Source organism: Pseudomonas sp. S2_C11, assembly GCF_054668395.1.
The window spans coordinates 2,102,593-2,127,686 of the sequence record NZ_CP162765.1 but is presented as its reverse complement, the minus strand read 5'-3'; the positions used below and the strand labels follow the sequence as shown (position 1 = coordinate 2,127,686).

28 protein-coding genes and 1 pseudogene are annotated in these 25,094 nt (G+C 58.1%); 19 read left to right on the top strand and 10 right to left on the bottom strand.

Features of this window, described 5'->3' with window-relative positions:
* Positions 1-17: 17 nt before the first annotated feature.
* Positions 18-899 carry an EamA family transporter RarD gene (rarD, locus tag AB4N48_RS09775; protein WP_071172591.1) on the top strand — a complete coding sequence of 294 codons (882 nt, stop codon included), beginning with the start codon at positions 18-20 and terminating at the stop codon, positions 897-899.
* A 173-nt stretch (positions 900-1,072) separates the two neighbouring features.
* On the opposite strand, the gene hppD is transcribed toward rarD, so the two are convergent.
* A complete protein-coding gene (hppD, locus tag AB4N48_RS09770; protein WP_016774910.1) occupies positions 1,073-2,149 on the bottom strand; it encodes a 4-hydroxyphenylpyruvate dioxygenase in 1,077 nt (358 codons plus the stop codon).
* 351 nt (positions 2,150-2,500) lie between these two features.
* Here hppD and AB4N48_RS09765 point away from each other — a divergent pair, with 351 nt between their 5' ends.
* Both AB4N48_RS09765 and AB4N48_RS09760 read left to right on the top strand, forming a co-directional pair.
* Entirely contained in the window at positions 2,501-4,036 is a 1,536-nt protein-coding gene (locus AB4N48_RS09765) for an EAL domain-containing protein (protein ID WP_460095276.1), read from the top strand.
* Between the two features lie 227 nt (positions 4,037-4,263).
* Positions 4,264-4,629 carry a histone-like nucleoid-structuring protein, MvaT/MvaU family gene (locus AB4N48_RS09760; protein WP_041480175.1) on the top strand — a complete coding sequence of 122 codons (366 nt, stop codon included), beginning with the start codon at positions 4,264-4,266 and terminating at the stop codon, positions 4,627-4,629.
* 215 nt (positions 4,630-4,844) lie between these two features.
* Here AB4N48_RS09760 and AB4N48_RS09755 read toward each other — a convergent pair whose 3' ends face one another.
* Positions 4,845-5,363 (bottom strand): DUF4946 domain-containing protein, encoded by a 519-nt coding sequence (locus AB4N48_RS09755; RefSeq protein WP_236169079.1) that lies wholly within the window; start codon positions 5,361-5,363, stop codon positions 4,845-4,847.
* Positions 5,364-5,500: 137 nt separating this feature from the next.
* On the opposite strand from AB4N48_RS09755, the gene gloA reads away from it, so the two are divergent.
* Complete coding sequence (gene gloA, locus AB4N48_RS09750) at positions 5,501-6,022, top strand: lactoylglutathione lyase (protein WP_039762746.1); 522 nt, start codon at positions 5,501-5,503, stop codon at positions 6,020-6,022.
* Positions 6,023-6,273: 251 nt separating this feature from the next.
* On the opposite strand, the gene ahpF is transcribed toward gloA, so the two are convergent.
* The 3 genes from ahpF to AB4N48_RS09735 form a co-directional block, all read right to left on the bottom strand.
* The gene (ahpF, locus tag AB4N48_RS09745) at positions 6,274-7,836 is read right to left on the bottom strand and encodes an alkyl hydroperoxide reductase subunit F (RefSeq protein ID WP_252886301.1); all 1,563 of its coding nucleotides are present in this window, start codon (positions 7,834-7,836) and stop codon (positions 6,274-6,276) included.
* A 124-nt stretch (positions 7,837-7,960) separates the two neighbouring features.
* On the bottom strand, positions 7,961-8,524 hold the full coding sequence (gene ahpC / locus AB4N48_RS09740) for an alkyl hydroperoxide reductase subunit C (RefSeq protein ID WP_016774916.1): 564 nt from the start codon (positions 8,522-8,524) through the stop codon (positions 7,961-7,963).
* 137 nt (positions 8,525-8,661) lie between these two features.
* The gene (locus AB4N48_RS09735; RefSeq protein WP_056789641.1) at positions 8,662-9,600 is read right to left on the bottom strand and encodes a site-specific integrase; all 939 of its coding nucleotides are present in this window, start codon (positions 9,598-9,600) and stop codon (positions 8,662-8,664) included.
* A gap of 177 nt (positions 9,601-9,777) precedes the next feature.
* On the opposite strand from AB4N48_RS09735, the gene AB4N48_RS09730 reads away from it, so the two are divergent.
* A complete protein-coding gene (locus AB4N48_RS09730; protein ID WP_460095274.1) occupies positions 9,778-10,794 on the top strand; it encodes a DNA-binding protein in 1,017 nt (338 codons plus the stop codon).
* Here AB4N48_RS09730 and gorA read toward each other — a convergent pair.
* Positions 10,791-12,149, bottom strand: coding sequence for a glutathione-disulfide reductase (gorA, locus tag AB4N48_RS09725; protein WP_056789635.1), 1,359 nt, complete (start codon positions 12,147-12,149; stop codon positions 10,791-10,793). The two genes, AB4N48_RS09730 and gorA, sit on opposite strands and share 4 nt — an antisense overlap.
* Before the next feature lie 129 nt (positions 12,150-12,278).
* The gene (gene galU / locus AB4N48_RS09720; protein ID WP_024013124.1) at positions 12,279-13,118 is read right to left on the bottom strand and encodes a UTP--glucose-1-phosphate uridylyltransferase GalU; all 840 of its coding nucleotides are present in this window, start codon (positions 13,116-13,118) and stop codon (positions 12,279-12,281) included.
* 258 nt (positions 13,119-13,376) lie between these two features.
* On the opposite strand from galU, the gene AB4N48_RS09715 reads away from it, so the two are divergent.
* Both AB4N48_RS09715 and AB4N48_RS09710 read left to right on the top strand, forming a co-directional pair.
* A complete protein-coding gene (locus AB4N48_RS09715; RefSeq protein ID WP_016774922.1) occupies positions 13,377-13,562 on the top strand; it encodes a hypothetical protein in 186 nt (61 codons plus the stop codon).
* 140 nt (positions 13,563-13,702) lie between these two features.
* Positions 13,703-13,990, top strand: coding sequence for a hypothetical protein (locus AB4N48_RS09710; RefSeq protein WP_016774923.1), 288 nt, complete (start codon positions 13,703-13,705; stop codon positions 13,988-13,990).
* 3 nt (positions 13,991-13,993) lie between these two features.
* Here the strand turns inward: AB4N48_RS09710 and AB4N48_RS09705 are convergent, their stop codons facing one another.
* On the bottom strand, positions 13,994-14,224 hold the full coding sequence (locus AB4N48_RS09705; RefSeq protein WP_016774924.1) for a hypothetical protein: 231 nt from the start codon (positions 14,222-14,224) through the stop codon (positions 13,994-13,996).
* A gap of 72 nt (positions 14,225-14,296) precedes the next feature.
* Positions 14,297-14,653 (bottom strand): hypothetical protein, encoded by a 357-nt coding sequence (locus AB4N48_RS09700; RefSeq protein ID WP_016774925.1) that lies wholly within the window; start codon positions 14,651-14,653, stop codon positions 14,297-14,299.
* A 211-nt stretch (positions 14,654-14,864) separates the two neighbouring features.
* On the opposite strand from AB4N48_RS09700, the gene AB4N48_RS09695 reads away from it, so the two are divergent.
* From AB4N48_RS09695 to ada, 4 genes are all read left to right on the top strand, one after another.
* Positions 14,865-15,167 carry a DUF1883 domain-containing protein gene (locus AB4N48_RS09695; RefSeq protein ID WP_007912251.1) on the top strand — a complete coding sequence of 101 codons (303 nt, stop codon included), beginning with the start codon at positions 14,865-14,867 and terminating at the stop codon, positions 15,165-15,167.
* 28 nt (positions 15,168-15,195) lie between these two features.
* Positions 15,196-15,366 carry a hypothetical protein gene (locus AB4N48_RS09690; RefSeq protein ID WP_016774926.1) on the top strand — a complete coding sequence of 57 codons (171 nt, stop codon included), beginning with the start codon at positions 15,196-15,198 and terminating at the stop codon, positions 15,364-15,366.
* Between the two features lie 8 nt (positions 15,367-15,374).
* The gene (alkB, locus tag AB4N48_RS09685; RefSeq protein WP_460095272.1) at positions 15,375-16,046 is read left to right on the top strand and encodes a DNA oxidative demethylase AlkB; all 672 of its coding nucleotides are present in this window, start codon (positions 15,375-15,377) and stop codon (positions 16,044-16,046) included.
* Positions 16,047-16,126: 80 nt separating this feature from the next.
* Positions 16,127-17,188, top strand: a complete 1,062-nt coding sequence (ada, locus tag AB4N48_RS09680) for a bifunctional DNA-binding transcriptional regulator/O6-methylguanine-DNA methyltransferase Ada (protein ID WP_236169085.1) — start codon at positions 16,127-16,129, stop codon at positions 17,186-17,188.
* Here the strand turns inward: ada and acuI are convergent.
* Positions 17,178-18,161 (bottom strand): acrylyl-CoA reductase (NADPH), encoded by a 984-nt coding sequence (gene acuI / locus AB4N48_RS09675; RefSeq protein ID WP_460095270.1) that lies wholly within the window; start codon positions 18,159-18,161, stop codon positions 17,178-17,180. The genes ada and acuI overlap by 11 nt on opposite strands.
* 206 nt (positions 18,162-18,367) lie before the next feature.
* On the opposite strand from acuI, the gene AB4N48_RS09670 reads away from it, so the two are divergent.
* The 8 genes and pseudogenes from AB4N48_RS09670 to AB4N48_RS09635 all read left to right on the top strand — a co-directional run bounded on the left by AB4N48_RS09670 (position 18,368) and on the right by AB4N48_RS09635 (position 24,952).
* Positions 18,368-19,432 (top strand): NAD(P)H-dependent flavin oxidoreductase, encoded by a 1,065-nt coding sequence (locus AB4N48_RS09670; RefSeq protein WP_256810028.1) that lies wholly within the window; start codon positions 18,368-18,370, stop codon positions 19,430-19,432.
* A 133-nt stretch (positions 19,433-19,565) separates the two neighbouring features.
* Entirely contained in the window at positions 19,566-20,333 is a 768-nt protein-coding gene (modA, locus tag AB4N48_RS09665; RefSeq protein ID WP_460095268.1) for a molybdate ABC transporter substrate-binding protein, read from the top strand.
* Positions 20,334-21,014: a molybdate ABC transporter permease subunit gene (modB, locus tag AB4N48_RS09660; RefSeq protein ID WP_065616245.1), complete on the top strand. Its 681-nt coding sequence runs from the start codon at positions 20,334-20,336 to the stop codon at positions 21,012-21,014.
* A 3-nt stretch (positions 21,015-21,017) separates the two neighbouring features.
* Complete coding sequence (gene modC / locus AB4N48_RS09655; RefSeq protein WP_252876406.1) at positions 21,018-22,097, top strand: molybdenum ABC transporter ATP-binding protein; 1,080 nt, start codon at positions 21,018-21,020, stop codon at positions 22,095-22,097.
* Positions 22,098-22,168: 71 nt separating this feature from the next.
* Positions 22,169-23,206, top strand: coding sequence for a DNA topoisomerase IB (locus tag AB4N48_RS09650; protein ID WP_056789610.1), 1,038 nt, complete (start codon positions 22,169-22,171; stop codon positions 23,204-23,206).
* Positions 23,207-23,367: 161 nt separating this feature from the next.
* Positions 23,368-23,598, top strand: a complete 231-nt coding sequence (locus AB4N48_RS09645) for a hypothetical protein (RefSeq protein WP_076562638.1) — start codon at positions 23,368-23,370, stop codon at positions 23,596-23,598.
* A gap of 309 nt (positions 23,599-23,907) precedes the next feature.
* Positions 23,908-24,024 (top strand): annotated as a pseudogene (locus AB4N48_RS09640) (con-10 family general stress protein); the annotation flags it as partial.
* A 376-nt stretch (positions 24,025-24,400) separates the two neighbouring features.
* On the top strand, positions 24,401-24,952 hold the full coding sequence (locus tag AB4N48_RS09635) for an ATP-dependent Clp protease proteolytic subunit (protein WP_150740955.1): 552 nt from the start codon (positions 24,401-24,403) through the stop codon (positions 24,950-24,952).
* Positions 24,953-25,094 lie beyond the last annotated feature (142 nt).

Sequence of the window (25,094 nt, the reverse complement as noted above, 5' to 3'; positions counted from 1 at the left end):
CACGTCGCGAGGACAGTTTGTCTAAAGGTATCGCTCTATCGGTTTCAGCCTCCGTGCTGTTTGCCGTCATGTATTACTACACGTCGCTGCTGACCCCTCTGAGCGGCGTGGAAATCTTCGGCTGGCGCATGCTCCTGACCGTGCCGTGCATGACGGTGTTCATGCTGGTTTCCGGGGAATGGCGGCGGGTGCTGGAGCTGTTCCGATTGATGGCCGCCAGGCCGAAGCTGATCGCCGGGCTGCTGGTTTCTTCCGCCCTGCTCGGGGTTCAGCTGTGGCTGTTCATGTGGGCACCGCTCAATGACTACAGCCTGGATGTATCACTGGGCTATTTCCTGTTGCCACTGGCGATGGTGCTGACCGGGCGGATTGCCTATGGCGAGAGCCTGTCTTACCTGCAGAAAATCGCGGTATTTTTCGCCAGTCTTGGCGTGTTGAACGAGCTGTATCAGGTTGGCGGATTTTCCTGGGCGACGCTGGTGGTCGTGGTCGGTTATCCGCTGTATTTCGTGCTGCGCAAATACCTGAAAACCGACAACCTCGGTGGCCTGTGGGTCGACATGACCCTGATGCTGCCGGTCGCCTACTGGTTTGTGCAGGGCGGCGAACAGGGCCTGGCCGTGTTCGATCAATATCCGGGACTGATGTGGCTGATTCCACTGCTCGGCCTGATCAGTGCGTCTGCGCTGGTGGTGTATATCATCGCCAGCCGCTTGCTACCGTTCAGTCTGTTTGGGTTGTTGAGTTATGTCGAACCGGTGCTGTTGCTCGCGGTGGCATTATTGCTGGGAGAGAGCATCAAGTCGGGCGAGTGGCTGACTTACATCCCGATCTGGCTGGCGGTTGTGGTGCTGGTTTTCGAGGGTTTCAAACACTTGACGCGCCAACGCCGCTCTTGAATGCAACACAAGACAAATGTGGGAGCGAGCCTGCTCGCGAAGTCGTCAGACCAGTCAACATGAGTGTTGAATGAAAGTCCGCATTCGCGAGCAGGCTCGCTCCCACAGGTTTTGTATGAAGCAAAAAAATCCCGGCCCTGCATTTCTGCAGGCCGGGATTTTTTCATTTCAGATTACTCGGTGGTCAACACACCACGACGCACCTGGTCACGCTCGATCGATTCGAACAGGGCCTTGAAGTTGCCCTCGCCGAAGCCATCGTCGCCCTTGCGCTGGATGAATTCGAAGAACACCGGCCCCATCAGGGTTTCCGAGAAAATCTGCAGCAGCAGACGCTTGTCGCCCTGCTCCGATGCGCCATCGAGCAGGATGCCGCGCGATTGCAGCTGATCGACCGGCTCGCCGTGATTCGGCAGGCGACCTTCGAGCATTTCGTAGTAGGTATCCGGCGGCGCGGTCATGAAGCGCATGCCGATTTTCTTCAGTTGATCCCAGGTCTTGATCAGGTCGTCGGTGAGGAACGCAACGTGCTGGATGCCCTCGCCGTTGAACTGCATCAGGAACTCTTCGATCTGCCCGGCGCCCTTGGACGACTCTTCGTTGAGCGGAATGCGGATCATGCCATCCGGTGCGGTCATGGCCTTCGAGGTCAGGCCGGTGTACTCGCCTTTGATGTCGAAGTAACGGATTTCACGGAAGTTGAACAGCTTCTCGTAGAAGTTCGCCCAATAGGCCATGCGACCGCGATAGACGTTGTGGGTCAGGTGGTCGATGATCTTCAGGCCAGCGCCAACCGGGTTGCGATCAACACCTTCGATGAACACGAAGTCGATGTCGTAGATCGAGCTGCCTTCACCGAAACGGTCGATCAGGTACAGCGGCGCACCGCCAATACCCTTGATTGCCGGCAGGTTCAGCTCCATCGGACCGGTCTCGATGTGAATCGGCTGGGCGCCGAGCTCCAGCGCGCGCGAGTAGGCCTTCTGCGAATCCTTCACGCGAAACGCCATGCCGCAAACGGACGGGCCGTGTTCGGCGGCGAAGTACGAGGCGACGCTGTTGGGTTCGTTATTGAGGATCAGGTTGATCGCGCCCTGACGGTAGAGGTGCACGTTCTTGGAACGGTGGGTCGCGACTTTGGTGAAGCCCATAATCTCGAAGATCGGCTCCAGTGTGCCAGGGGTCGGCGCTGCGAACTCGATGAATTCAAAGCCCATCAGGCCCATTGGGTTTTCGTATAAATCTGCCATGGTGACGCCTCATCATTTCTTATCAATTAACCAGGGTTATTTGTCAGGAAAGTGATGTGGAGGGCGGCGCGCAGGAGATGCCACGCACGCTGCGCGCGAGGAAGTCTCCGTAGATCAGTTGAAACCCGAATATCTTCATTGTCGACCCAAGGCTCTTGCGGGCGAGGCTTCTGCTGCCAGAAGACGATTATTATTGTATGCGTAACCCGATTCTACACAGCGTAACCAGGCCTGTCTGCCCTCTGTATAAAATCCGCTTTTTTACCTACGGCGCAAGCGCCATCTGCCATCTATTCTCCTCTCTGGCTCAATTGTTTATCGGGTCGGATTTTTAAACCACAGGATGTGTCCATGCCACTGACCCACCGATCCCGCCGCAAACGCAGCACCCGAATCGCCGTGACTTTGCTCACCGGTCTGCTGCCAATCGTGCTGGGCAGTGGGATTCTTTATATGCAGGCAAAACGAACGCTGGAGCAAAGTGCCGGGGAAACGGCCGAACAAGCGTTGCAACAGTTCGATCTGATGCTCGACAACACGGCAGAAGCCGCCCGGGTTCTGCTGCCTCTGGCCGGGAAAAATTGCGAAGACGTGAAACTGGCCCTGCGCGAACAAGTGACCCGCCGCCCCTTCGTGCGCTCGACCAATCTGGTCTGGGACAACACGCTCTACTGCAGCTCACTGTTCGGGCAGTTCAAGGAAGCGGTCAATGCCGGGGACTATCATCAAGGCAAACTGTGGTTGATGAACGGCAATCCCGTCACTCCCGACACGGCATTGTTGATCTACCGCCTCAGCGACGGTCGTGGCGGCGCGCTGACCACGCTTGATGGTTATCACCTGAGCAACATCCTGCGCCTGATCGGCCGCCAGACATTACTGATGTTGCAAGTGGGCGATAACTGGCTGTCCGCCGACGGCAGAGTGCATCAAGGGCCCCTGCCCGCTTTGCCGGTCGCGCACAGCATGCTCGAATCCGAACGATACGGTTTCAACGTGTCGGCGGGTTTTCCCGAGGGAGAGACCTGGCGTTACATGGCGGCCAATTATCCGCCGTTGTTCAGCCTGCTGATATTTTTCGGCGTGATCTCGGGCGCCATCGGCCATGTCGTGCAGAAACGCTCGAACTCGCCCAGTCACGAAATGCTTCGCGCACTCGAGGCCGGGGAATTCATTCCTTATTTCCAGCCGGTGGTTAACGGTGACAGCAAGCAGTGGTCCGGCGCTGAAGTGCTGATGCGCTGGAATCACCCGAAAGAGGGCCTCGTACGCCCGGATCTGTTCATTCCATTTGCCGAGCATTCAGGCTTGATCGTGCCGATGACCCGCGCGCTGATGCAACAGACTGCCGCCCTGCTGGGACCGCATTCTGCGGCCGTCGCCAAACCTTTCCATATCGGCATCAACATCACTGCCAGCCATTGCAAGGATCTGGAACTGGTCGAAGACTGTCGCGACCTCCTGGCGGCGTTTGCGCCCGGCAGCGTCGAGCTGGTGCTGGAATTGACGGAGCGCGAGCTGATCGAACCGAACGACATGACCCTGCAACTGTTTGAGCAATTGCACGCACTTGGAGTGAAAATCGCGATCGACGATTTTGGTACAGGCCACTCAAGCCTCGGCTACTTGCGCGCCTTCAAGGTCGACTTTCTCAAGATCGATCAGAGCTTTGTCGCCATGATCGGCATCGATGCGCTATCACGGCATATTCTCGACTCCATCATTGAACTGTCGACAAAGCTGGATCTGGCCATTGTTGCCGAAGGTGTCGAGACACAGGCCCAAGCCGATTACCTGACGGAGCATCAGGTGGATTTCATGCAAGGTTATTTGTTTGCCAAACCGATGCCGGCAGCAGATTTCATCAGCGCATTAAGTGATCGTTAACTCATTAGCATAGCCCGTCCAACAACCGCACCAAATTGATACAAAAAGTCATTGTTGTTACATGGCGACAACATCAGGATTTACTCTTGTCGCATTAACTACTACAATTTTTTCAACCTGAGCCAGACTGACAGGTGAGCCAAGTATCACCGAGTCGCTTCCAGGCTCTTGGCTTATAGCTTTGTTTGCGGTTGGTATCAGCCAAACACACTATTGGAGTAAAGATATTGTCCAGACTCGCTGAATTTCGCGCAGCTGAAAAGGCCCTTCAGGAACAGCTCAAACAGCTGGAGTCACTGAAGAATGACGCCGGGCTCAAGAAAGAAATCGAATTCGAAGAAAAGCTCCAGGGACTGATGAAAACCTATGGCAAAGGCCTGAAAGACATCATCGCCATCCTCGACCCGAACCCGGCGAAGTCCGGTCTGCAGGCCGCCCCAGCGCCGAAGACCCGCCGCGCCCGCGTCGTCAAGGTTTACCAGAACCCGCACACTGGCGAGCTGATCGAAACCAAGGGCGGCAACCATCGCGGCCTGAAAGCCTGGAAAGAACAGTACGGTGCGGCCACCGTGGATTCATGGTTGCGCGGTTAATCTGACGCCAACAAAAAGCCCTGCGCGATGCAGGGCTTTTTTATTGACAATATCTAACAAATGAAATGATTTTCATCGAACAAGTTGGAAAATTGTGTAACGTTACTGAGTCATCACGCTAAACATTTTGCTGCGCGATGTTGCTGCAAACGATGAATCAAACTTTGTGCTTAATCCTTTCCGGCATTCAAAACACCGCGAGTTAGTACGGACGTTTATAATTTCAGGCTGTTACGTGCCGCCTCTATGTCGTCGGCGCTCGCCTTATAAACCTCAGCCTGACCGGCATATGAAAGTACATAAGCCTTGTCTGTTTCCACGGCAGCCACCAGCGTTTGTGATAATACGTGCCGGCCGTTCTCGGTGATCGTGCAGGTCGTCTCCAGCCCGGTCAATGATCCGAGCGCAGCCGGATGGATTCGGTTGCAGACGCTCTGATAACCACTGCGGAAGAAATCCTTCTGGATGGACTTGCGCATCTCCAGCAACACGCCTTGCAAATTGACCTGATGCCCCGCCTCCACTTGCGTCATGGTCAACTCCATCACCATCACCTGATTGCCGTCGGCATCGAGCTTCACCGCCCTTTGCCGCGAGACTGGCGGCGCGGTATCCGGCAACATTTCAACCTTCCAGCCCGCCGGCCAGGTGATGCTCGGTTCGGCCATGGCCGGGAAAACCACGGCCAATGACAAAGCAAAAAAAACAAACACGGATTTGAACAGTCGGATCATTGCCGGACGCACTCGAAGGTAGAGAGCAAAGTCTGAGCCCCGCCCTCGCGCAGGGCAAGCCCGCCTTGCATTTGGCGATGCCGGCCGGCATGCGTATCATTGCGCCCATTCACTCGCCCATTGTTATTGGAGGGCCCATGAGCCTCAACGAACTGAACACTTTCCCCGGTGTGACAGCCACGCCAGACAGCGCAACCCGCAACTTCGTGTTCAACCACACCATGCTGCGCGTGAAGGACATCACCAAGTCGCTGGATTTCTACACCCGCGTCCTGGGTTTCTCGCTGGTCGAGAAGCGTGATTTTCCGGAAGCCGAATTCAGCCTGTACTTCCTTGCGCTGGTCGATAAAGCGCAGATCCCGGCCGATGCTGCTGCGCGTACCGAATGGATGAAATCGATTCCAGGCATTCTCGAATTGACCCACAACCACGGTACCGAAAACGATGCCGACTTCGCCTATCACAATGGCAACACCGATCCGCGTGGCTTTGGTCACATCTGCATTTCGGTGCCGGACATCGTCGCAGCGTGTGCACGCTTTGAAGAGCTGGGTTGCGATTTCCAGAAGCGCCTGACCGACGGCCGGATGAAGAGCCTGGCGTTCATCAAGGACCCGGATGGCTACTGGGTCGAGATCATTCAGCCTGCGCCGCTGTAAAAGCTGAAAGCCCCTCACCCTAGCCCTCTCCCAGAAGGAGAGGGGACTGATTGCGGGATGTTGGAGAATTACGCCGACTTGAACGATTGGCGGTGAATCCATGATCGACCGGCTCTCTCAGGTCGATGGATGACTTCAGACACCTCACCCCAGCCCTCTCCCTCGGGAGAGGGCTGGGGTGAGGGTTGGCTTTCCACGCGCAATAAAAAACCCATGATCGCTCATGGGTTTTTTCGTTTTCGACCTGGCAGTTACGCCGGGGCCGAAGTCCGGATCAGGTGATCGAACGCACTCAGCGAAGCCTTGGCGCCCTCGCCCACTGCAATCACGATCTGCTTGTACGGCACAGTCGTCACGTCACCCGCTGCAAAGATCCCCGCAATGGAAGTCTCGCCACGATTATCGACAATGATCTCGCCACGCGGCGACAGCTCGATGGTGCCCTTCAGCCAATCGGTGTTCGGCAGCAGACCGATTTGCACGAAAATGCCTTCCAGCTCAACCGTGCGCAGTTCATCGGTAGTGCGGTCCTTGTAGCGCAGGCCGTTGACCTTCTCGCCATTGCCGGTGACTTCAGTGGTTTGCGCACTGGTGATCACGGTAACGTTCGACAGGCTGTGCAGCTTGCGTTGCAGCACGGCGTCGGCACGCAGTTGCACGTCGAATTCCAGCAGCGTTACGTGCGCCACGATACCCGCCAGATCGATCGCCGCTTCAACGCCGGAGTTACCGCCGCCGATCACCGCTACGCGCTTGCCCTTGAACAGCGGGCCGTCGCAGTGCGGGCAGTACGCCACGCCTTTGTTGCGGTATTCCTGCTCGCCCGGAACGTTCATTTCGCGCCAGCGTGCGCCGGTCGCGAGAATCACGCTCCTGGCTTTCAGGGTTGCACCGCTGGCGAAGTGGACTTCATGCAGCTCGCCATTCTTGCCCGGGATCAGCTTGTCAGCGCGTTGCAGATTCATGATGTCGACGTCGTACTGCTTGACGTGTTCTTCCAGCGCCGTGGCCAGTTTCGGCCCTTCGGTTTCCTGCACGGAAATGAAGTTCTCGATGGCCATGGTATCCAGCACCTGACCGCCGAAGCGCTCAGCCGCGACACCGGTGCGGATGCCTTTACGTGCGGCGTAGATAGCGGCCGAAGCACCCGCCGGGCCACCGCCGACGACCAGCACGTCAAAGGCTTCTTTGGCGCTGATCTTCTCGGCCTGACGCTCAATCGCGCCGGTGTCGAGTTTGGCAAGGATTTCCTCCAGGCCCATGCGGCCCTGGCCGAAGTTTTCGCCATTGAGGTAGATGCTCGGCACAGCCATGATCTTGCGATCGTTGACTTCGTCCTGGAACAGCGCGCCGTCAATGGCGACGTGGCGGATGTTCGGGTTGAGCACGGCCATCAGGTTCAGCGCCTGAACGACGTCCGGGCAATTCTGGCAAGACAGCGAGAAGTAAGTCTCGAAGCTGAACTCGCCTTTGAGCGAGCGGATCTGCTCGATCACTTCAACGCTGGCCTTCGACGGGTGGCCACCGACTTGCAGCAGAGCCAACACCAGCGAGGTGAATTCGTGGCCCATTGGAATGCCGGCGAAACGCAGACTGATGTCGGCTCCAGGGCGATTGATCGAGAACGATGGCTTGCGGGCATCGTCACCGCTGTCGATCAGGGTAATTAGGCTCGAAAGACTGGCAACGTCTTTCAGCAGGTCCAGCATTTCACGGGATTTCGCACCGTCGTCGAGGGATGCAACGATCTCGATCGGTTGGGTGACCCGTTCCAGGTACGATTTCAACTGGGCTTTAAGATTGGCGTCCAACATACGGGCGATTTCCTTTATTTGAGGCGAAAAAAAGCCCGAGCGAATCTCGCCCGGGCATTTTTATTGGGCGGTGCAGCTAACTTAAGAAGGTGCGGCGTGCCGCCCTGCGTTGCATGTCACAGACTTAGATCTTGCCGACCAGGTCCAGCGACGGAGCCAGAGTGGCCTCGCCTTCTTTCCACTTGGCCGGGCAAACTTCGCCTGGGTGTGCAGCGACGTACTGAGCAGCCTTGATCTTGCGCAGCAGCTCGGAAGCGTCACGGCCAACGCCGCCATCGTTCAGTTCAACGATTTTGATCTGGCCTTCAGGGTTGATCACGAAGGTGCCACGGTCAGCCAGACCAGCTTCTTCGATCAGCACGTCGAAGTTGCGGGAGATGACGTGGGTAGGGTCGCCGATCATGGTGTATTCGATTTTGCCGATGGCTGGCGAAGTGTTGTGCCAGGCAGCGTGAGCAAAGTGGGTGTCGGTCGAAACGCTGTAGATTTCCACGCCCAGCTTCTTGAACTCAGCGTAGTTGTCAGCCAGGTCTTCCAGCTCGGTTGGGCACACGAAGGTGAAGTCGGCTGGGTAGAAGAACACTACGGACCACTTGCCTTTCAAGTCAGCATCCGAGACTTGAACGAAGTCGCCGTTTTTGAACGCGGTAGCTTTGAACGGTTTTACTTGGCTGTTGATGATAGGCATCGATGACTCTCCGTCAGGGGTTATGAAGTTGATGGGTGAATCCTACCCACTCACTCGACGGAAGACTCATTGGCAAACCTGATACTGCTGATTTGTTTTCGCTATTAGCTGACTGTATTAATAGAAGAAAACGATCTCTACGGCTGATCCGGCTTATCCATAATCCGAGCCATTCCCTGGAATGGGCTGACCTCAACATAGCGCATGGCGGATTTCATGTCCTTCCAGCCAACATAACTCATCAACGATTTCAGGTCCCAGCCGCTTTGATGCGCCCATGTGGCAAAGCCACGCCGCAGTGAATGGCTGGTGTAGTTGGCGGCGGCAATCCCGGCGCGCTGCAACGCCTGGCGCAGAAGCGGAATGATGCTGTTGGCGTGCAGGCCCTCCTCGCTCAGATTGCCCCAGCGATCAATGCTGCGGAACACCGCGCCGCGCACCAGCGCAGCCTCTGTAATCCAATCGATATAGGCCTGCACCGGGCACAGCTTCAGCAGCGCCGGGGCCTGATAAGTCTGCCCGAGGTTTTCCCGGTCGCCCTTGCTGCGCGGCAAATACAAAGTGATTCCTTTGCCAGCACTCGCCTGCACATGCTCGATCTGCAAGCGGCACAACTCGTCGCTGCGAAAGCCGCGCCAGAAGCCCAACAGAATCAGCGCGCGATCCCGATACGCCTTGAGCAAAGTCGGGCGGTCCTGTTCTTCCCGGGCCGTCTGCACCTCCTGCTCAAGCCAATCGATCACGCGCTGCAGATCCTGCAATTGCAGCGGCTCAGCCTGTTTTTCCTGCGCCGGGTGCAAAGCACGAATGCCCTTGAACACCTTGCGCACCACTGGCGCCTTGGTGGGATCGGCAAACCCCTGACTGTTGTGCCACTGCGCCAGCGCCGACAGACGCAGCTTCAGCGTGTTGATCGACAGCACGCCAGCGTGCGCCACCAGATAGCGCGCAACGCTGTCGGCAGTAGCCGGCAGAAATCCGCCCCACGTCACCTCGAAGTGCTCGATGGCCATGCGATAGCTGCGGCGAGTGTTGTCCCGGGTGGCGGCTTGCAGATATCGATCAATGTCGCTCATGGGCAGTTTTCTCGCTGGCGTACGGGTTCAGGCATGCAGGTGCGCATTTTGCCCCCTGACATTGGGTAATACCAGTATATCCCGCCTGTTTTATCTCAAAGATTTACCTATATTTTCAGCATGGTACACTGCGTACTTAAGTGGCATGTACCACAGTACGTAAACGTAGGAGTTCACATGGCCCGTGGCGGCATTACCAAAGCATTGGTGCAAATCGCACGCACAGCGATCCTCGCCCGTGGCGAACACCCAAGCATCGATGCAGTACGCATTGAAATGGGCAACACCGGCTCGAAAACCACGATCCATCGCTATCTGAAAGAACTGGACGACGGTGCCCAGCCGAATGAGGCGTCGGCAGAACCGATCGATGATGAGCTCACCGCCCTCGTCTCTCGACTCGCCCAGCGTCTGAAAGAACAGGCGCAGGAGCCCATTGAGCAAGCCCGCGAACAGTTCGAGGAGCAACGCGAAGCACTGGAAACCGAGCTGAAACAGGTTCGCCAGGCGCTGGAAAAACTCGAGCACGATCACGACATTCAAGGCGCCGCACTGCAACGCGAATCCGAGGCGCTGAGCAACACCCGCTCGATGCTGCAAACCGAACAGACGCGCAACGCCGGCCTCAACCAGGCATTGGCCGACTTTGAATTGCGCTTGCAGGACAAGGACGAACAGATCCGCTCACTGGAAGAAAAACACCTGCACGCCCGCGATGCGCTTGAGCATTACCGAAACGCAACCAAGGAACAGCGCGAGCAGGAGCAGGCCCGCCATGAAGGGCAACTTCAGCAGATACAGGCAGAATTGCGTCAAGCCCAGCAGAGCGCGTTGGTGCGGCAGGATGAGATCACACAGTTGCACCGTGACAATGAACGCCTGCTCACCGAAAACCGTGGTACCCAGCGCGAGCTGAACCTGGTGCAGGATCAGCTCAAGCACAGCAATCAGCGTCAGGATCAGTTGCTCGAGCAGGCCACGCGCATGGACAGCGAGCGCACCCTCCTCCAGGAACGTCTGCGCGTGGCGGCACTGGAAAGCCAGGCGCTCAAACAGAGCGTCGACGAGCAGACGCAGCTCAATCAGTCACTGGAGAAGGAATTGCTCAAGGTTCAGGCAAGCCTTGAAGACAGCCAGCGTCTGGCGTCTGCCGTTGCGGCAGCGCCAGACTCGGCCAAAGCGACAGACGCTTAAGCGCTGACCGGCGTACGCATGGTGACGAACTCTTCGGCGGCCGTCGGGTGCACCCCGATGGTGTCGTCGAAGTCGCGCTTGGTTGCGCCAGCCTTCAAGGCGATCGCCAGACCTTGCACGATCTCGCCAGCGTCCGGGCCGACCATGTGGCAGCCAAGCACCCTGTCGGTTTTGGCGTCGACCACCAACTTCATCAGGGTTTTCTCCTGACAGTCAGTCAGGGTCAGCTTCATCGGCCGGAAGCGGCTCTCGAAAATAACCACCTCGTGGCCGCATTCGCGCGCTTCTTCTTCGCTCAAACCGACCGTACCGATGTTCGGCAGGCTGAACACGGCGGTCGGAATCATCTTGTAGTCCACCGGACGGTATTGCTCCGGCTTGAACAGACGCCGCGCCACGGCCATACCTTCGGCCAGAGCGACCGGGGTCAGTTGCACGCGACCAATGACGTCGCCCAGCGCCAGAATCGACGGCTCGGTGGTTTGATACTCGTCGTCGACCTTGATGAAGCCCTTGTCGTCGAGCTGAACATCGGTGTTTTCCAGGCCCAGATTGTCCAGCATCGGACGCCGGCCGGTGGCGTAGAACACGCAATCGGCTTCGAGTACGCGACCATCCTTGAGCGTCGCCTTCAAGCTACCGTCGGCCTGCTTGTCGATGCGCGCAATGTCGGCATTGAATTGCAGATCGAGGCCACGCTTGGTCAACTCCTCTTGCAGATGCTTGCGCACCGCACCGTCGAAGCCGCGCAGGAACAGATCGCCGCGATACAGCAGCGTGGTGTTGGCGCCGAGGCCATGGAAAATTCCGGCGAACTCGACGGCAATATAACCGCCGCCGACCACCAGCACACGCTTGGGCAGCTCTTTGAGGAAGAACGCTTCATTCGAACCGATCGCATGCTCATGCCCCGGAATTTCAGGGATCTGCGGCCAGCCGCCGGTGGCGATCAGAATGTGCTTTGCGGTGAAGCGCTCGCCATTAACCTCGACCTCGTGCGGCCCGACGATTTTCGCGTGCGCCTCGTGCAGGGTCACGCCGCTGTTGACCAGCAGATTGCGATAAATGCCGTTAAGGCGATTGATCTCGCGATCCTTGTTGGCGATCAGCGTGGCCCAGTCGAAGTTGGCTTCGCCCAGGTTCCAGCCGAAACCGGACGCCTGCTCGAAGTCCTCGGCAAAGTGCGCGCCGTAGACCAGCAGCTTTTTCGGCACGCAGCCGACGTTGACGCAGGTGCCGCCCAGGTAACGGCTTTCGGCCACCGCCACTTTCGCCCCGAAGCCTGCGGCAAACCGCGCAGCCCGCACACCGCCGGAACCGGCACCAATCACATAAAGGTCAAAATCGTAGGCCATTTCTATCTCCTCGGCAGGCCATCAGCATACCCGCAGCCATTCATTGGGCAAGCACTGCCATCCATATAAGGGCGGAAAATGAAAAAGCCACCCGAAGGTGGCTTTCTTTTGCAGACGAGGCAGATGCTATTAGTAAGCTTTGCCAGTCTTGTAGAAGTTTTCGAAGCAGAAGTTGGTCGCGTCGATGTAGCCTTCAGCACCACCGCAGTCGAAACGCTTGCCCTTGAACTTGTAGGCCATGACGCAGCCGTTCTGGGCCTGCTTCATCAGGGCGTCGGTGATCTGGATTTCGCCGCCCTTGCCTGGCTCGGTCTGTTCGATCAGGTCGAAGATGTCCGGGGTCAGGATGTAACGACCGATGATCGCCAGGTTCGACGGCGCGTCTTCCGGCTTTGGCTTCTCGACCATGCTGTGCACGCGGTAGATGTCGTCGCGGATCATTTCGCCAGCGATGACACCGTACTTGTTGGTTTCCTGCGGATCGACTTCCTGAATGGCGACGATCGAGCAACGGAACTGCTTGTACAGCTTGACCATCTGGGTCAGCACGCCGTCGCCATCGATGTTCACGCACAGGTCGTCCGCCAGAACCACGGCGAACGGTTCGTCACCGATCAGCGGGCGGCCAGTCAGGATCGCGTGGCCCAGACCTTTCATTTCGGTCTGACGGGTGTAGGAGAACGAGCACTCGTCCAACAGCTTGCGGATACCGACCAGGTATTTTTCCTTGTCGGTGCCCTTGATCTGGTTTTCCAGCTCGTAACTGATGTCGAAGTGGTCTTCCAGAGCACGCTTGCCACGGCCGGTGACGATGGAAATCTCAGTCAGGCCCGCGTCCAGTGCTTCTTCAACGCCGTACTGGATCAGTGGCTTGTTTACCACCGGCAGCATTTCTTTAGGCATGGCTTTGGTCGCTGGGAGGAAGCGAGTGCCGTAACCGGCTGCTGGAAACAAGCATTTCTTGATCATATAAGTCCTTGAAAAGGCTGTGTGTACGAGTTTCGGGGCAGTCTAATCAGGCGGCGTGCGCCTTACAATGCCCCGCGCTGGCTAACCGATGCCAACATAGAGAAATATTCGCGCGGATAGTTCCATCCGGGTATTTCAGCGGCGGAGTCAGCGTAGCTCAAGATCCGGGCAAACATGATCACCATACGCTTATCAGCCCCCATTGCGAGCATTTGCCGCTATCATGGCGCCTTTGAACCAGCGAATGAGACAGACTAGATGGCTGCGGTAAAAATCATCAACGGGTATGTGATCGACAAGAAAGACGGCAAGTGGACGCTGACCACTACCAATGGCGAACATATCGCCGGGCCTTTCGACAGCGAGCAGATGGCGACAGATGTGGCCTCGGTGTTCACTGATACGCCTGCTTCTTCCAAGCGCCGAGGCAAAGATCAGGACTGATCCTTTTAGCACTTGCGCCAAGCCCTGCCAGCATGCAGGGCTTTTTTGTGCTTTGTTGGCAAACAAGTGGCCAATCGCTATAACCTTTTCATCGCGGCGCTGTCAGAGCAACCAGTCCCCCACTTGAAGACCTCGCAACCATGAACCTGAACAAACTGCAGCCGCTTTTCGCGGTATTGGTACTGAGCGGCTGTGCCACTTCGCAGCCCACCTATCTGAACAATGGCGAACAGGGTCTGAGCATCGACTGTTCCGGCGAAGCCAACTCATGGGCCATGTGCTACGAAAAGGCCGATGCCTCCTGCGCCGGCACCGGCTATCGCATCGTCGGCACTGATGGCACACCGGCGCCCAAGGAAGATGACAAAACCCTGGGCGTTGACGTTGGCAACTACAAGACGCGCAACGTCGTGGTCGTCTGCAAGTAAGCCTTACATGTGGATTTCGGCGAATTTGATCCCGAGGCCACGGACGACCTCGATCAGGTCGTCGAGCCGATTGAAGGACTCGACCTCGTCATTGTCATCCACCAAAAAGTAGCTGCGCCCTGCACTCTTCTTGAAAAACACGATCCATTCACCCGGATTCGCCGGGTTCTGGATGACATGAGTGGCAGAGATAAGGCCCTCTGCGTGGCGCTCCCGCACGTGCTCTCGCTTCATTGCGACTCCATAAATGACAATGCCGCCACAGCAGGACTGTGACGGCATCGGGTGCTGATGTTCGATAGTCTATCAGCCGGAAATACAGGCGTTCGCAGCTTTCTGTACATCGCGAGGGCGAACCGGCACGTTGGACATGCGCTCATGCAGCTTGATGCTGCTGCCGCCGGCGCGATCTTCGATATCAAACACGGCTGCCGGGCCTGACGAAAGTTTGCCGGGAACGATGACTCGTACACCGTCTTTCTGCGGCTGGACTTGCAACGCACCACGACTGTCAGCGAGCTTGTCGGTCAGACACTGCGCATACTCCTGGGGCTTTTTGCCGGAGATCACGCTCATGGTTGGCAGCGTTTCATTGATTTCGGAAACATTTGCACAACCGGCCATCGCCAGAATCAACGGCACACACACCACACCCCACTTCATATAAATCCTCCGTTAAAGACCGTCCGACAGCACAAATGCCGCTTTTCTCCGGGGCCTTGTGCATTTAACCCGCCCGCCATGGCGAAGTTCTGTTCAAAATTTGTCAAAGCAACGCCCGACGGCCAGATAATAACCCGTGCGGGCTGATAAACTGCGCCCATCGACAAGCTATCGTTTTGATTTAGTAGAAAAAGCCCTTCTGGAGGCGCCCATGAAATTCATTCACCAGCGCGAGCACCTCAACGAAGACGACATCGTCGTCATTCAATGCTCGCAGATGTGCAACATCCGTTTGATGAACGACGCCAACTTCCGCAGCTTCAAAAACGGCGGCCGTCACACCTACCACGGCGGCGCGTTCGACACGTTCCCGGCACGCATCACCGCACCGAGCACCGGCTTCTGGAACATCACCATCGACACCGTCAACCGCCGCGCAATCAGCGTGACGCGCAAGCCGACGCTGACCCACTCGATCAAGATCATCCGTCGCTCCAGCACTAAACTGAGCTGAGACGCGCAGCCTATTCTGAAAGGGAAACATGACCGTGGCGCAAAAAACCAAATACGTGATCAAGTACAAACTGGACGGTGAACAGCGTTTCGAATTCGCTGAACTGGAAACCGGCACTGACGAGGAAGCGAAGGCGGCGCTGAAGAAAATGCACGCTGACGAAGAGCTCAGTGACATCAAGGTCAGCAAAGCGCTGTAACCAACACCATGCAACCGACCACGTTTGACCTGTTCGCCGACAACGAACCCGTACAGCAAGCCCGCGCCGAGCAGATCGGCGAACAATCGTGGGTGCTGCGCGGGTTCGCCTTGCCGCAGGTCGAGCAACTGCTGAACGGGCTCGACGCCATTCTTGCCGCCGCCCCGCTACGCAACATGGTCACGCCCGGCGGTTTCAGCATGTCGGTCGGCACCAGCAGTTGCGGACAGCTGGGCTGGATCACCGATCGCAGCGGTTACCGTTATTCCAGCGTCGATCCACTCAGCGGCTTGCCGTGGCCGTCGATGCCGGCGGTGTTTGCCGAACTGGCACACCAAGCGGCTGAGCGCGCCGGTTTCCCGGATTTTCAGGCCGACTCCTGCCTGATCAACCAGTACGTCCCCGGCGCCAAGATGTCGCTGCATCAGGACAAAGACGAAAAAGGTTATGCCGCGCCCATCGTTTCGCTGTCGCTAGGTTTGCCGGCAATGTTTCTGTTCGGCGGCTTCGAACGCAGCGATAAAACCCAGCGCATTCCGCTGTTGCATGGCGACATGGTGGTCTGGGGCGGCGTGGACCGCCTGCGCTATCACGGCGTGCTGCCAATCAAACCTGGCCATCACCCGCTCTTGGGCGAACGGCGCATCAACATCACCTTCCGCGTTGCTGGCGATCAATGAAAGTTTGACCGCAAGGCGCGGAGTGTTGCGGGTTACGATGCTGGTTAACCTGACTCAAACAGGTCAACGGATCCCCTCTCATGGACAAGCTTTCGAAGACAATCAGCATTGAACACGATCCCCGCTGGGCCGCTGTGGTGGCGCGCGATCCGCGTGCCGACGGGCAATTTGTCTATGCGGTCAAAACCACTGGCATCTACTGCAGACCGAGCAGTCTGGCGCGCCTGCCGAAACCGCAGAACGTCGAGTTTTTCGACACCGCCGAACTGGCCGAAGCTGCCGGATACCGGCCGAGCAAACGCGCCAGCAAGGACCAGAATGATGCGCAGCACGCGGCGATCATCGCAGCGGCATGCCGGCAAATCGAAGCGTGCGAGACATTGCCCGCGCTCGACAGCCTCGCCGCCAGCGCCGGCCTTAGCCCTTTCCATTTTCATCGAGTATTCAAAGCCGCGACCGGCCTGACGCCCAAGGCTTACGCCACGGCGCATCGCTCACGCAAACTGCGTGCGCGCCTGGCGGACGGCGGCTCGGTGACCGACGCGCTGTATGACGCTGGCTTCAATTCCAACAGCCGCTTTTACGAATCAGCCGATCAACTGCTGGGCATGAAGCCCACCGACTATCGCGCTGCCGGGCAGAACAACGACATTCGCTTTGCCGTTGGCCAATGCTCGCTGGGGGCGATTCTGGTGGCGCAAAGCGAACGTGGGATCTGCGCGATTCTGCTCGGCGACGATCCGCATCAGCTGGTCTGCAACCTGCAGGATCAGTTTCGCAAGGCCAACCTGATCGGCGCCGACCGCGAATTTGAACAGTTGATCGCCAGCGTCGTCGGCTTTGTCGAAGCGCCCGCGACGGGCCTGAACTTGCCGCTGGATATACGCGGCACAGCGTTTCAGGAGCGCGTCTGGCAGGCGCTGCGCGAGATCCCGCCAGGCAGCACGGCCAGTTACGCCGAGATCGCGCAACGCATCGGCGCGCCGACTTCGATGCGTGCGGTGGCCCAGGCTTGCGGGGCCAACCGTTTGGCGGTGGCGATTCCCTGCCACCGCGTGGTGCGCAGTGACGGCAATCTTTCCGGCTACCGCTGGGGCGTCGAGCGCAAACGCCAACTGCTTGAGCGCGAACTCAACGATTGACGTCGACCACCACCCTGCCCCGCAGTTGCCCGGCGAGTAGTCTGGGCGCGGCCTCAAGGGCTTCGCTCAAGCTGATTTCGCGACTGATCAATTGCAATAACGAGAAATCCAGATCCTTGGCCAGTCGGCCCCAGGCCTCGATACGGCGCGCCTTGGGCTGGGTCACGCTGTTGATCCCGGCCAGCGTTACGCCGCGCAGAATGAACGGTGCTACCGAGGCCGGGAAATCCATGCCTTGCGCCAACCCGCATGCCGCGACCACGCCTTCCGAGCGTGTGCTGGCGCAAGCATTCGCCAGCGTATGACTACCGACCGAATCGACCACCGCCGCCCAGCGCTCTTTCGCCAACGGCTTGCCCGGTTCGGACAAGGTGGCTCGATCGATGATTTCGGCAGCACCCAATTGCTGCAGGTATTCATGCTCGGACACCCGCCCCGTGGACGCCACCACCCGATAGCCCAAATTGCTGAGCAAGGCGATGGCAAAGCTGCCGACCCCGCCATTGGCGCCGGTGACCAGCACTTCGCCGTGATCCGGTGTCAGGCCATGGCGCTCCAGCGCCAGAATGCACAGCATTGCCGTGTAGCCTGCGGTGCCGATGGCCATGGCTTGCGCCGGCGTGAAAGCTTCGGGCAACTGAATAAGCCAGTCACCATTGAGCCGGGCCTTTTGCGCCAGTCCGCCCCAGTGGCTTTCACCGACGCCCCAACCGTTGAGCAGCACCTGATCGCCCGGCTTGAAATCGGCATGCGAACTCGACTCTACAGTCCCCGTCAGATCGATCCCCGGCACCATGGGAAACTTGCGTACCACCGGGCTGCTGCCGGTGATCGCCAGGCCGTCTTTGAAATTCAGGGTGCTGTACGCGACGCTCACGCTGACGTTGCCTTCGGGCAGTTGCTGCTCATCGATTTGCTGCAGATTGGCGCGATAACCGCTGTCGTCTTTGTCGATCAGAATGGCATTGAACATGACGGCCCCTCGAAAATAATGGGAAGAAAGCGTGCCCTGAAATAACACATCGCAACACATTGCCACACTCGACTTTCGCTAAGCCACCCGCACCGACGCTGAAAAACTGCACGTAATGTTCAGAATTTCAGACTGGCCCCGCAGCCGGTTTTGCTGCTAAAACCGCTTGCCGTCCCTGCCCGTTTCATCGTTCGGAGAATTGCTTTATGAGCCAGTGGCCAGACACCCGTATCCTTGATCTTCTCGGTATCGAACTGCCGATCATCCAAGGCCCGATGGCCGGTGCGACCAATTCTTCGATGGTGATTGCCGTATGCAATGCCGGCGGCCTCGGTTCAATGCCGGCAGCGATGCTGAGCATCGAGCAACTGCGCGAAGAACTGAAGACGATTCGCCAGCACACCACCAAGCCGTTCAACGTCAATTTCTTCTGCCATCAGCCACCGGCGCCTGATGAGCAGCGAGCCCGGGACTGGAAAAATCTGCTCGAACCTTACTACCGCGAACTCGGTGCCGATTTTGAGGCGCCGACGCCGGTGTCCAACCGTGCTCCTTTCGACGAGACTGCGTGTGCCGTGCTCGAAGAATTCCGCCCCGAAGTGGTGAGTTTTCATTTCGGGCTGCCGGAGAAAAATCTGCTCGATCGGGTCAAGGCAACCGGGGCGAAAATCCTTTCGTCTGCCACCACGGTCGAAGAAGCGATCTGGCTGGAGCAACACGGCTGCGATGCGATCATCGCCATGGGTTATGAGGCGGGCGGGCATCGCGGGATGTTTCTCAGCGATGATCTGAGCAGCCAGGTCGGCACCTTTGCACTGGTGCCGCAGGTGGTCGACGCGGTGAAAGTGCCGGTGATTGCGGCGGGTGCGATTAGCGATGCCCGAGGCGTTGCAGCCGCGTTGATGCTCGGAGCCTCGGCGGTGCAAGTCGGCACGGCGTTTCTGTTTACCCCGGAGGCGAAGGTCAGCGCCTCGCACCACAAGGCCCTGCGCACCGCCAAGGAAAGCCAGACCGCCATCACCAACATTTTCACCGGACGTCCGGCGCGGGGCATTGTCAATCGGGCGATGCGTGAACTCGGCCCGATGTCAGCGCAAGCGCCAGCCTTCCCGTTGGCCGGCGGTGCGCTGATGCCGCTGCGGGCCAAGGATGACGCCGATTTTGCCAATCTGTGGGCCGGTCAGGCGCTGACGTTGGGCAAGGATATCGGCAGCGCTGAACTGACCCGGCAACTCGCCGAGGGCGCATTGGCGAAACTCAACCGTCATTGAATCTACGCGGCGAGCGGATTTATTCCCTCGCCACTTGGCGGCATATCGCTATATATTTCCGTATACAGCGATTGCGCCCGTGTATCGGCGTTATCCAAAGCAAAGCATTCAATGCCGATCACGGAGCCTTTACATGACACCTGCTGCCACACGCCTCGCCCCTGCCTGTCTCGCCTCATTCCTCGCATTTTTCAGCATCAGTGCCGCGCAGGCTGACGAAGTGCAAGTGGCGGTCGCCGCCAATTTCACCGCGCCAATCCAGGCCATCGCTGCCGACTTCGAAAAAGACACCGGGCACAAATTGGTTGCTGCTTACGGCGCAACCGGCCAGTTCTACACCCAGATCAAAAACGGCGCGCCCTTCCAAGTGTTCCTCGCCGCTGACGACAGCACCCCGGCAAAGCTCGAGCAGGAAGGCGAAGCCGTCAAAGGCTCGCGCTTCACCTACGCCATTGGCACCCTGGCATTGTGGTCAGCGAAGGAAGGCTACGTAGATGCACAGGGTGACGTGCTGAAAACCAACCAATACCAGCACTTGTCCATCGCCAACCCCAAAACCGCGCCATACGGTCTCGCCGCCACCCAGGTGCTGGAAAAACTCCAGTTGAGCGAAGCCACGAAAAGCAAAATCGTCGAAGGCCAGAACATTACTCAGGCCTACCAGTTCGTCTCCACCGGCAACGCCGAACTGGGCTTCGTGGCCCTGTCGCAAATCTTCAAGAACGGCAAAATCAGCAGCGGCTCGGCATGGATTGTTCCGGCCACCCTGCATGATCCGATCAAACAGGACGCGGTGATCTTGAACAAAGGCAAGGACAGCGCTGCTGCCAAGGCCCTGGTCGATTATCTCAAAGGGCCGAAAGCCGCTGCGGTGATCAAGTCCTTCGGATATGAACTGTAAATGTCGCTGACCAGTGCCGACTTCGCCGCGATCTGGCTGACGCTGAAACTGGCGTCGCTGACCACCGTGATCCTGCTGGTGATCGGCACACCGATCGCGTTATGGCTGTCGCGCACCTCGTCGTGGTTGCGTGGCCCGATTGGCGCCATCGTCGCCCTGCCGCTGGTGCTGCCGCCGACGGTAATCGGTTTTTATCTGTTGCTGGCGCTGGGGCCGCACGGTTTTCTCGGCCAGTTCACTCAATGGCTGGGGCTGGGCACGCTGACGTTCAGTTTCACCGGGCTGGTGATCGGCTCGGTGATCTATTCCCTGCCGTTCGTGGTGCAACCGCTGCAAAACGCTTTCTCGGCAATCGGCACCCGCCCGCTGGAAGTCGCCGCGACGTTGCGCGCCAATCCTTGGGACACGTTCTTCAGCGTGATCCTGCCGCTGGCGCGACCCGGCTTCATCACCGCAGCGATTCTCGGCTTCGCCCACACCGTCGGTGAATTCGGCGTGGTGCTGATGATCGGCGGCAACATTCCCGACAAGACCCGCGTGGTCTCGGTGCAGATTTACGACCATGTCGAAGCGCTGGAATATGCCCAGGCGCACTGGCTGTCCGGGGCGATGCTGGTGTTCTCGTTTCTGGTGTTGCTGGCGCTGTATTCCAGCCGCAAAACCCGCGCAGGCTGGAGCTGATCGATGATTGATGTACGCCTGAAACGCACTTATCCGGGGTTCGAACTGGATGTTGATCTGCAAGTGCCGGGCCGGGGCGTCACTTCGCTGTTTGGCGATTCCGGCTCGGGCAAAACCACTTGCCTGCGCTGCATCGCCGGGCTGGAGCGCGCCGAGCAGGGTTTTGTGCAGATCAATGACGAGATCTGGCAGGACAGCGCCAACGGCATCTTCGTACCGCCGCATAAACGTGCGCTTGGCTACGTGTTTCAGGAAGCCAGCCTGTTCCCGCATCTGTCGGTGCTGGCCAATCTGGAGTTTGGTCTCAAACGCATCGCCAAGTCGCAACGCCGGGTCAATATCAACCAAGCGACCGAACTGCTCGGCATCGGCCATTTGCTTGAGCGTCACCCGCAGCATCTGTCCGGCGGCGAACGGCAGCGCGTCGGCATCGCCCGCGCCCTGCTGACCAGCCCGAAACTGCTGCTGATGGACGAACCACTGGCGGCTCTCGACAGCCGGCGCAAGAGCGAAATCTTGCCGTACCTGCAACGCCTGCACGACGAACTGGATATTCCGCTGCTGTACGTCAGCCATGCCCAGGATGAAGTCGCGCGTCTGGCTGATCATCTGGTATTGCTCCGTGACGGCAAAGCCCTCGCCAGCGGCCCGATCGGTGAGACCCTCGCACGCCTGGATCTGCCCTTGGCAATGGGTGATGACGCCGGGGTGATCATCGAAGGTCAGGTCAGCGCCTACGACGCCACCTATCAATTGCTCAGCCTGCAACTGCCAGCTACCGAAATGAACATTCGCGTCACCCACGCGCCGATGGCCGTGGGCCAAGCCCTGCGCTGCAAGGTGCACGCCCGTGACATCAGCCTGGCGCTGAACAACGATGCAGCCAGCAGCATTCTCAATCGTCTGCCCGTTACCGTCATCAGCGAACAGGCCGCTGACAACAGTGCCCATGTGCTGATCCGCCTCGATGCGGGCGGCACGCCGCTGCTGGCGCGGATCACCCGCTTCTCGCGTGACCAATTGGGCGTGCACCCGGGCCAGCGGCTGTGGGCGCAGATCAAGGCAGTGGCGGTGCTCGCGTAAATCATTCGGCACGACGGCCAGCGACTGCGGTCAATCAGTTACAGACTGCCGTATGACCGAAGGAAACCGCCATGCCCGATACCGTGCTGACAGATGCCCTGCCCGCCGATCTGCATTACGTCGATGACACTCAGCCTGGTATCACCCGGAAAAAACTGCGCGGCAAGTTCGTCTATTTCGAACCGTCGGGCCAGCGCATCAGCGATCCGGACGAAATCAAACGCATCAATGCCCTCGCGGTGCCGCCGGCTTACACCGATGTGTGGATCTGCGCCGACCCGTGCGGTCATCTGCAAGCCACCGGCCGCGATGCGCGCGGGCGCAAGCAATACCGTTATCACGCACGCTGGCGCGAAGTGCGCGACGCCGACAAATACTCGCGCCTGCGCGAATTCGGCCTGGCCCTGCCCAAACTGCGGCGCCAGCTTGAGGCGCTGCTCGACGCCCCGGGCTTCAGCCGCGACAAGGTCATGGCCACGGTCATCACCTTGCTCGACGCCACGCTGATCCGCGTCGGCAATACCCAATATGCGCGGGACAATCGCTCTTATGGCCTGACCACGTTGCGCAGCCGGCATGTCGAGGTCAATGGCAGCGCGATCCTGTTCCAGTTCCGTGGCAAGAGCGGCATCGAGCACCAGATCACCGTCAAGGATCGGCGTCTGGCGCGAATCATCAAGCGCTGCCTGGAGATTCCCGGGCAAAACCTGTTTCAGTACCTTGATGAACACGGCGAACGGCACACTGTCACCTCCTCCGACGTAAACGCCTATCTGCAAAAGCTCACCGGCGCTGAATTCACCGCCAAGGACTACCGCACCTGGGCGGGCAGCGCATTGGCTTTGGCAGTGCTGCGCGAGCTGCAGCATGAGTCGGAAACCGAGGCCAAGCGCCATGTGGTCGAAGCCGTGAAGAACGTCGCCAAACAGCTGGGCAACACGCCAGCGGTGTGCCGCAAATGCTACATCCACCCTGCGGTGCTCGAACATTTCATGCTCGGCGCGCTCGCCGAACTGCCCCGCCCGAGAGTGCGCAAAGGCCTGCGCGCTGAGGAAGTAGCCTTGGCGATGTTTCTCGAGCGGATGTGTGAGGTGAGCGAGGCGTCCTGAGTCGCACAAACCCCCTGCAGGCTCACTCCTACAAGATTTGCCGATGAGCTGAGCCGGGTATTTTTTGCACGATCGCGCAGGGCTTCTATAGTTGATCTGAAGGTTCGCGCCATGCGGGCTTTTTGTTGCAACTCAGCCGTTTCAGCGAACGGAGGTGTTTCATGTCCGAGAAAGAGTCCATCACCACCCTCCTCACCCTGCTCGACGCCCGCCAGGCGCGCCTGGCAGCCGCCTGCAAAGAGATCGCCGACTGGGTTGATCATCAAGGCGGGCATCCGACAGCACTGCGCATCCGCGATCGACTGCACGACATCGAGAAAGATACGCCGCTGATTCGCGATACGCTTTCGACGCTCAAGCCAATTGATCGGCCGTTGCCACGATTCAGATAGTCGAGGTTCAATTAACTTCAACAACCGGCTCGGCATCGGTGTAAGTGTTTTTCTTTATTATCCAATGCGATTGAGCGTAGCCCTTTTAGTTATATATGCACTACTGGCCGATACAAGTTGAAAGTGCAGGCACCGCTCATCGGATCAATTAAAAAAAATCAAAACACCGTGAACCGATATGTAATCGAAGTAGGTGTCCATGACGAAAACGGACATCACTAGCGAAACGTTAATAGATATCGGAGAGCTATCATGACCACCGGAAATAAAAATACAGGTAACGCCGGCAACGATCGTGACAAGATGCAAGAGTCCGGAAAAAAAGGCGGACAGTCTGGCGGCAACTTCGCCAACGATCGTGAAAAAGCATCCGAGGCTGGTCGCAAAGGCGGACAATCCAGCCACAGTGGAGGTCGCAAGTCGTAAATGAGCGGTACAAGGGCAGCCTCGCTGCCCTTGTAATATTCGACGGAGCGCATAGATGACCACCTCCACACATACTCCTCCAAGCCAGTTACACCAACGCGAAGGCGCTGAAGTTGTACAAGAAGCGACGCGCAGCTCTCCGGAGAAACTGCCGGACGACGCTGGGTCTTCGTGCATTGAAAGAAAACCTGGCCACCCGCAGCACAGCGATCGTGCCCAACATGAATGTTACGAGCGCAGGCAGTTGAACGTTGACTCTGAAAACTCTCGAGAAACGCAAACGACGCCAACGTACGAACGCTGCTCCTGACTCACGGGCACCAGTCCTTGCGCAAAGAGCCCGTTCGCAGAGCCCCGGCCCGTCGAGGAAATTGCCATGCCTGTTCACGTGATTAACTTTACCGGCCCGATCAATGCTTCAACCTGCGGTCAGCTGATTGACAGAGCCTCGCGTGCGCTAAAGGAAGATGCCCCCAGGTTGATTCTGAACATCGCTACCATGGGTGGCGAATGCAGTTACGGTTTCACGATGTACAACTTTCTGATGGCGCTGCCCGTGCCGGTACACACGCATAACCTGGGAACGGTCGAGTCGATGGGCAATATCGTTTTCCTCGCCGGCCAGCGCCGCACCGCGTGCACTCATAGCAAGTTTCTGTTTCACCCTTTTCATTGGCACTTGCAGGGAGCGGTTGATCATTCGCGCATGTCGGAATATGCCATGAGCCTGGATTACGACTTGCATCTGTACGCGCAGATTGTCGCCGAGCGTACCAGTAACGGGAAAAATGCGTTGGAGACAGAAAAATACCTGACAGCGGCTCCGCGCATAATCAATCCTGAAGAAGCTTTGCATGCCGGGCTGATCACAGCGGTTGAAGACACCGAGATTCACGCAGACTTTGTCTGCTCATGCATTTACTCCTGAAGCCCCTCCTGAATAACGCGCCGTTTTAGATGCGTTTCATTCTATTCAGATCGCCACTCTGAGCAGCGACATTACAAGATCATGTAGTGCATTGGCGCCTCAACTTGTACACGCCCCAACGGGCGGTATAACGCAAAACAAG

Bases quoted from the DNA above. Each gene is read 5' to 3' on its own strand.
- hppD (WP_016774910.1), bottom strand. From the start codon at position 2,149: ATGGCAGATTTATACGAAAACCCAATGGGCCTGATGGGCTTTGAATTC.
- AB4N48_RS09765 (WP_460095276.1), top strand. From the start codon at position 2,501: ATGCCACTGACCCACCGATCCCGCCGCAAACGCAGCACCCGAATCGCC.
- AB4N48_RS09755 (WP_236169079.1), bottom strand. From the start codon at position 5,363: ATGATCCGACTGTTCAAATCCGTGTTTGTTTTTTTTGCTTTGTCATTG.
- gloA (WP_039762746.1), top strand. From the start codon at position 5,501: ATGAGCCTCAACGAACTGAACACTTTCCCCGGTGTGACAGCCACGCCA.
- ahpF (WP_252886301.1), bottom strand. From the start codon at position 7,836: ATGTTGGACGCCAATCTTAAAGCCCAGTTGAAATCGTACCTGGAACGG.
- ahpC (WP_016774916.1), bottom strand. From the start codon at position 8,524: ATGCCTATCATCAACAGCCAAGTAAAACCGTTCAAAGCTACCGCGTTC.
- AB4N48_RS09735 (WP_056789641.1), bottom strand. From the start codon at position 9,600: ATGAGCGACATTGATCGATATCTGCAAGCCGCCACCCGGGACAACACT.
- AB4N48_RS09730 (WP_460095274.1), top strand. From the start codon at position 9,778: ATGGCCCGTGGCGGCATTACCAAAGCATTGGTGCAAATCGCACGCACA.
- gorA (WP_056789635.1), bottom strand. From the start codon at position 12,149: ATGGCCTACGATTTTGACCTTTATGTGATTGGTGCCGGTTCCGGCGGT.
- galU (WP_024013124.1), bottom strand. From the start codon at position 13,118: ATGATCAAGAAATGCTTGTTTCCAGCAGCCGGTTACGGCACTCGCTTC.
- AB4N48_RS09715 (WP_016774922.1), top strand. From the start codon at position 13,377: ATGGCTGCGGTAAAAATCATCAACGGGTATGTGATCGACAAGAAAGAC.
- AB4N48_RS09710 (WP_016774923.1), top strand. From the start codon at position 13,703: ATGAACCTGAACAAACTGCAGCCGCTTTTCGCGGTATTGGTACTGAGC.
- AB4N48_RS09705 (WP_016774924.1), bottom strand. From the start codon at position 14,224: ATGAAGCGAGAGCACGTGCGGGAGCGCCACGCAGAGGGCCTTATCTCT.
- AB4N48_RS09700 (WP_016774925.1), bottom strand. From the start codon at position 14,653: ATGAAGTGGGGTGTGGTGTGTGTGCCGTTGATTCTGGCGATGGCCGGT.
- AB4N48_RS09695 (WP_007912251.1), top strand. From the start codon at position 14,865: ATGAAATTCATTCACCAGCGCGAGCACCTCAACGAAGACGACATCGTC.
- AB4N48_RS09690 (WP_016774926.1), top strand. From the start codon at position 15,196: ATGACCGTGGCGCAAAAAACCAAATACGTGATCAAGTACAAACTGGAC.
- alkB (WP_460095272.1), top strand. From the start codon at position 15,375: ATGCAACCGACCACGTTTGACCTGTTCGCCGACAACGAACCCGTACAG.
- ada (WP_236169085.1), top strand. From the start codon at position 16,127: ATGGACAAGCTTTCGAAGACAATCAGCATTGAACACGATCCCCGCTGG.
- acuI (WP_460095270.1), bottom strand. From the start codon at position 18,161: ATGTTCAATGCCATTCTGATCGACAAAGACGACAGCGGTTATCGCGCC.
- AB4N48_RS09670 (WP_256810028.1), top strand. From the start codon at position 18,368: ATGAGCCAGTGGCCAGACACCCGTATCCTTGATCTTCTCGGTATCGAA.
- modA (WP_460095268.1), top strand. From the start codon at position 19,566: ATGACACCTGCTGCCACACGCCTCGCCCCTGCCTGTCTCGCCTCATTC.
- modB (WP_065616245.1), top strand. From the start codon at position 20,334: ATGTCGCTGACCAGTGCCGACTTCGCCGCGATCTGGCTGACGCTGAAA.
- modC (WP_252876406.1), top strand. From the start codon at position 21,018: ATGATTGATGTACGCCTGAAACGCACTTATCCGGGGTTCGAACTGGAT.
- AB4N48_RS09650 (WP_056789610.1), top strand. From the start codon at position 22,169: ATGCCCGATACCGTGCTGACAGATGCCCTGCCCGCCGATCTGCATTAC.
- AB4N48_RS09645 (WP_076562638.1), top strand. From the start codon at position 23,368: ATGTCCGAGAAAGAGTCCATCACCACCCTCCTCACCCTGCTCGACGCC.
- AB4N48_RS09635 (WP_150740955.1), top strand. From the start codon at position 24,401: ATGCCTGTTCACGTGATTAACTTTACCGGCCCGATCAATGCTTCAACC.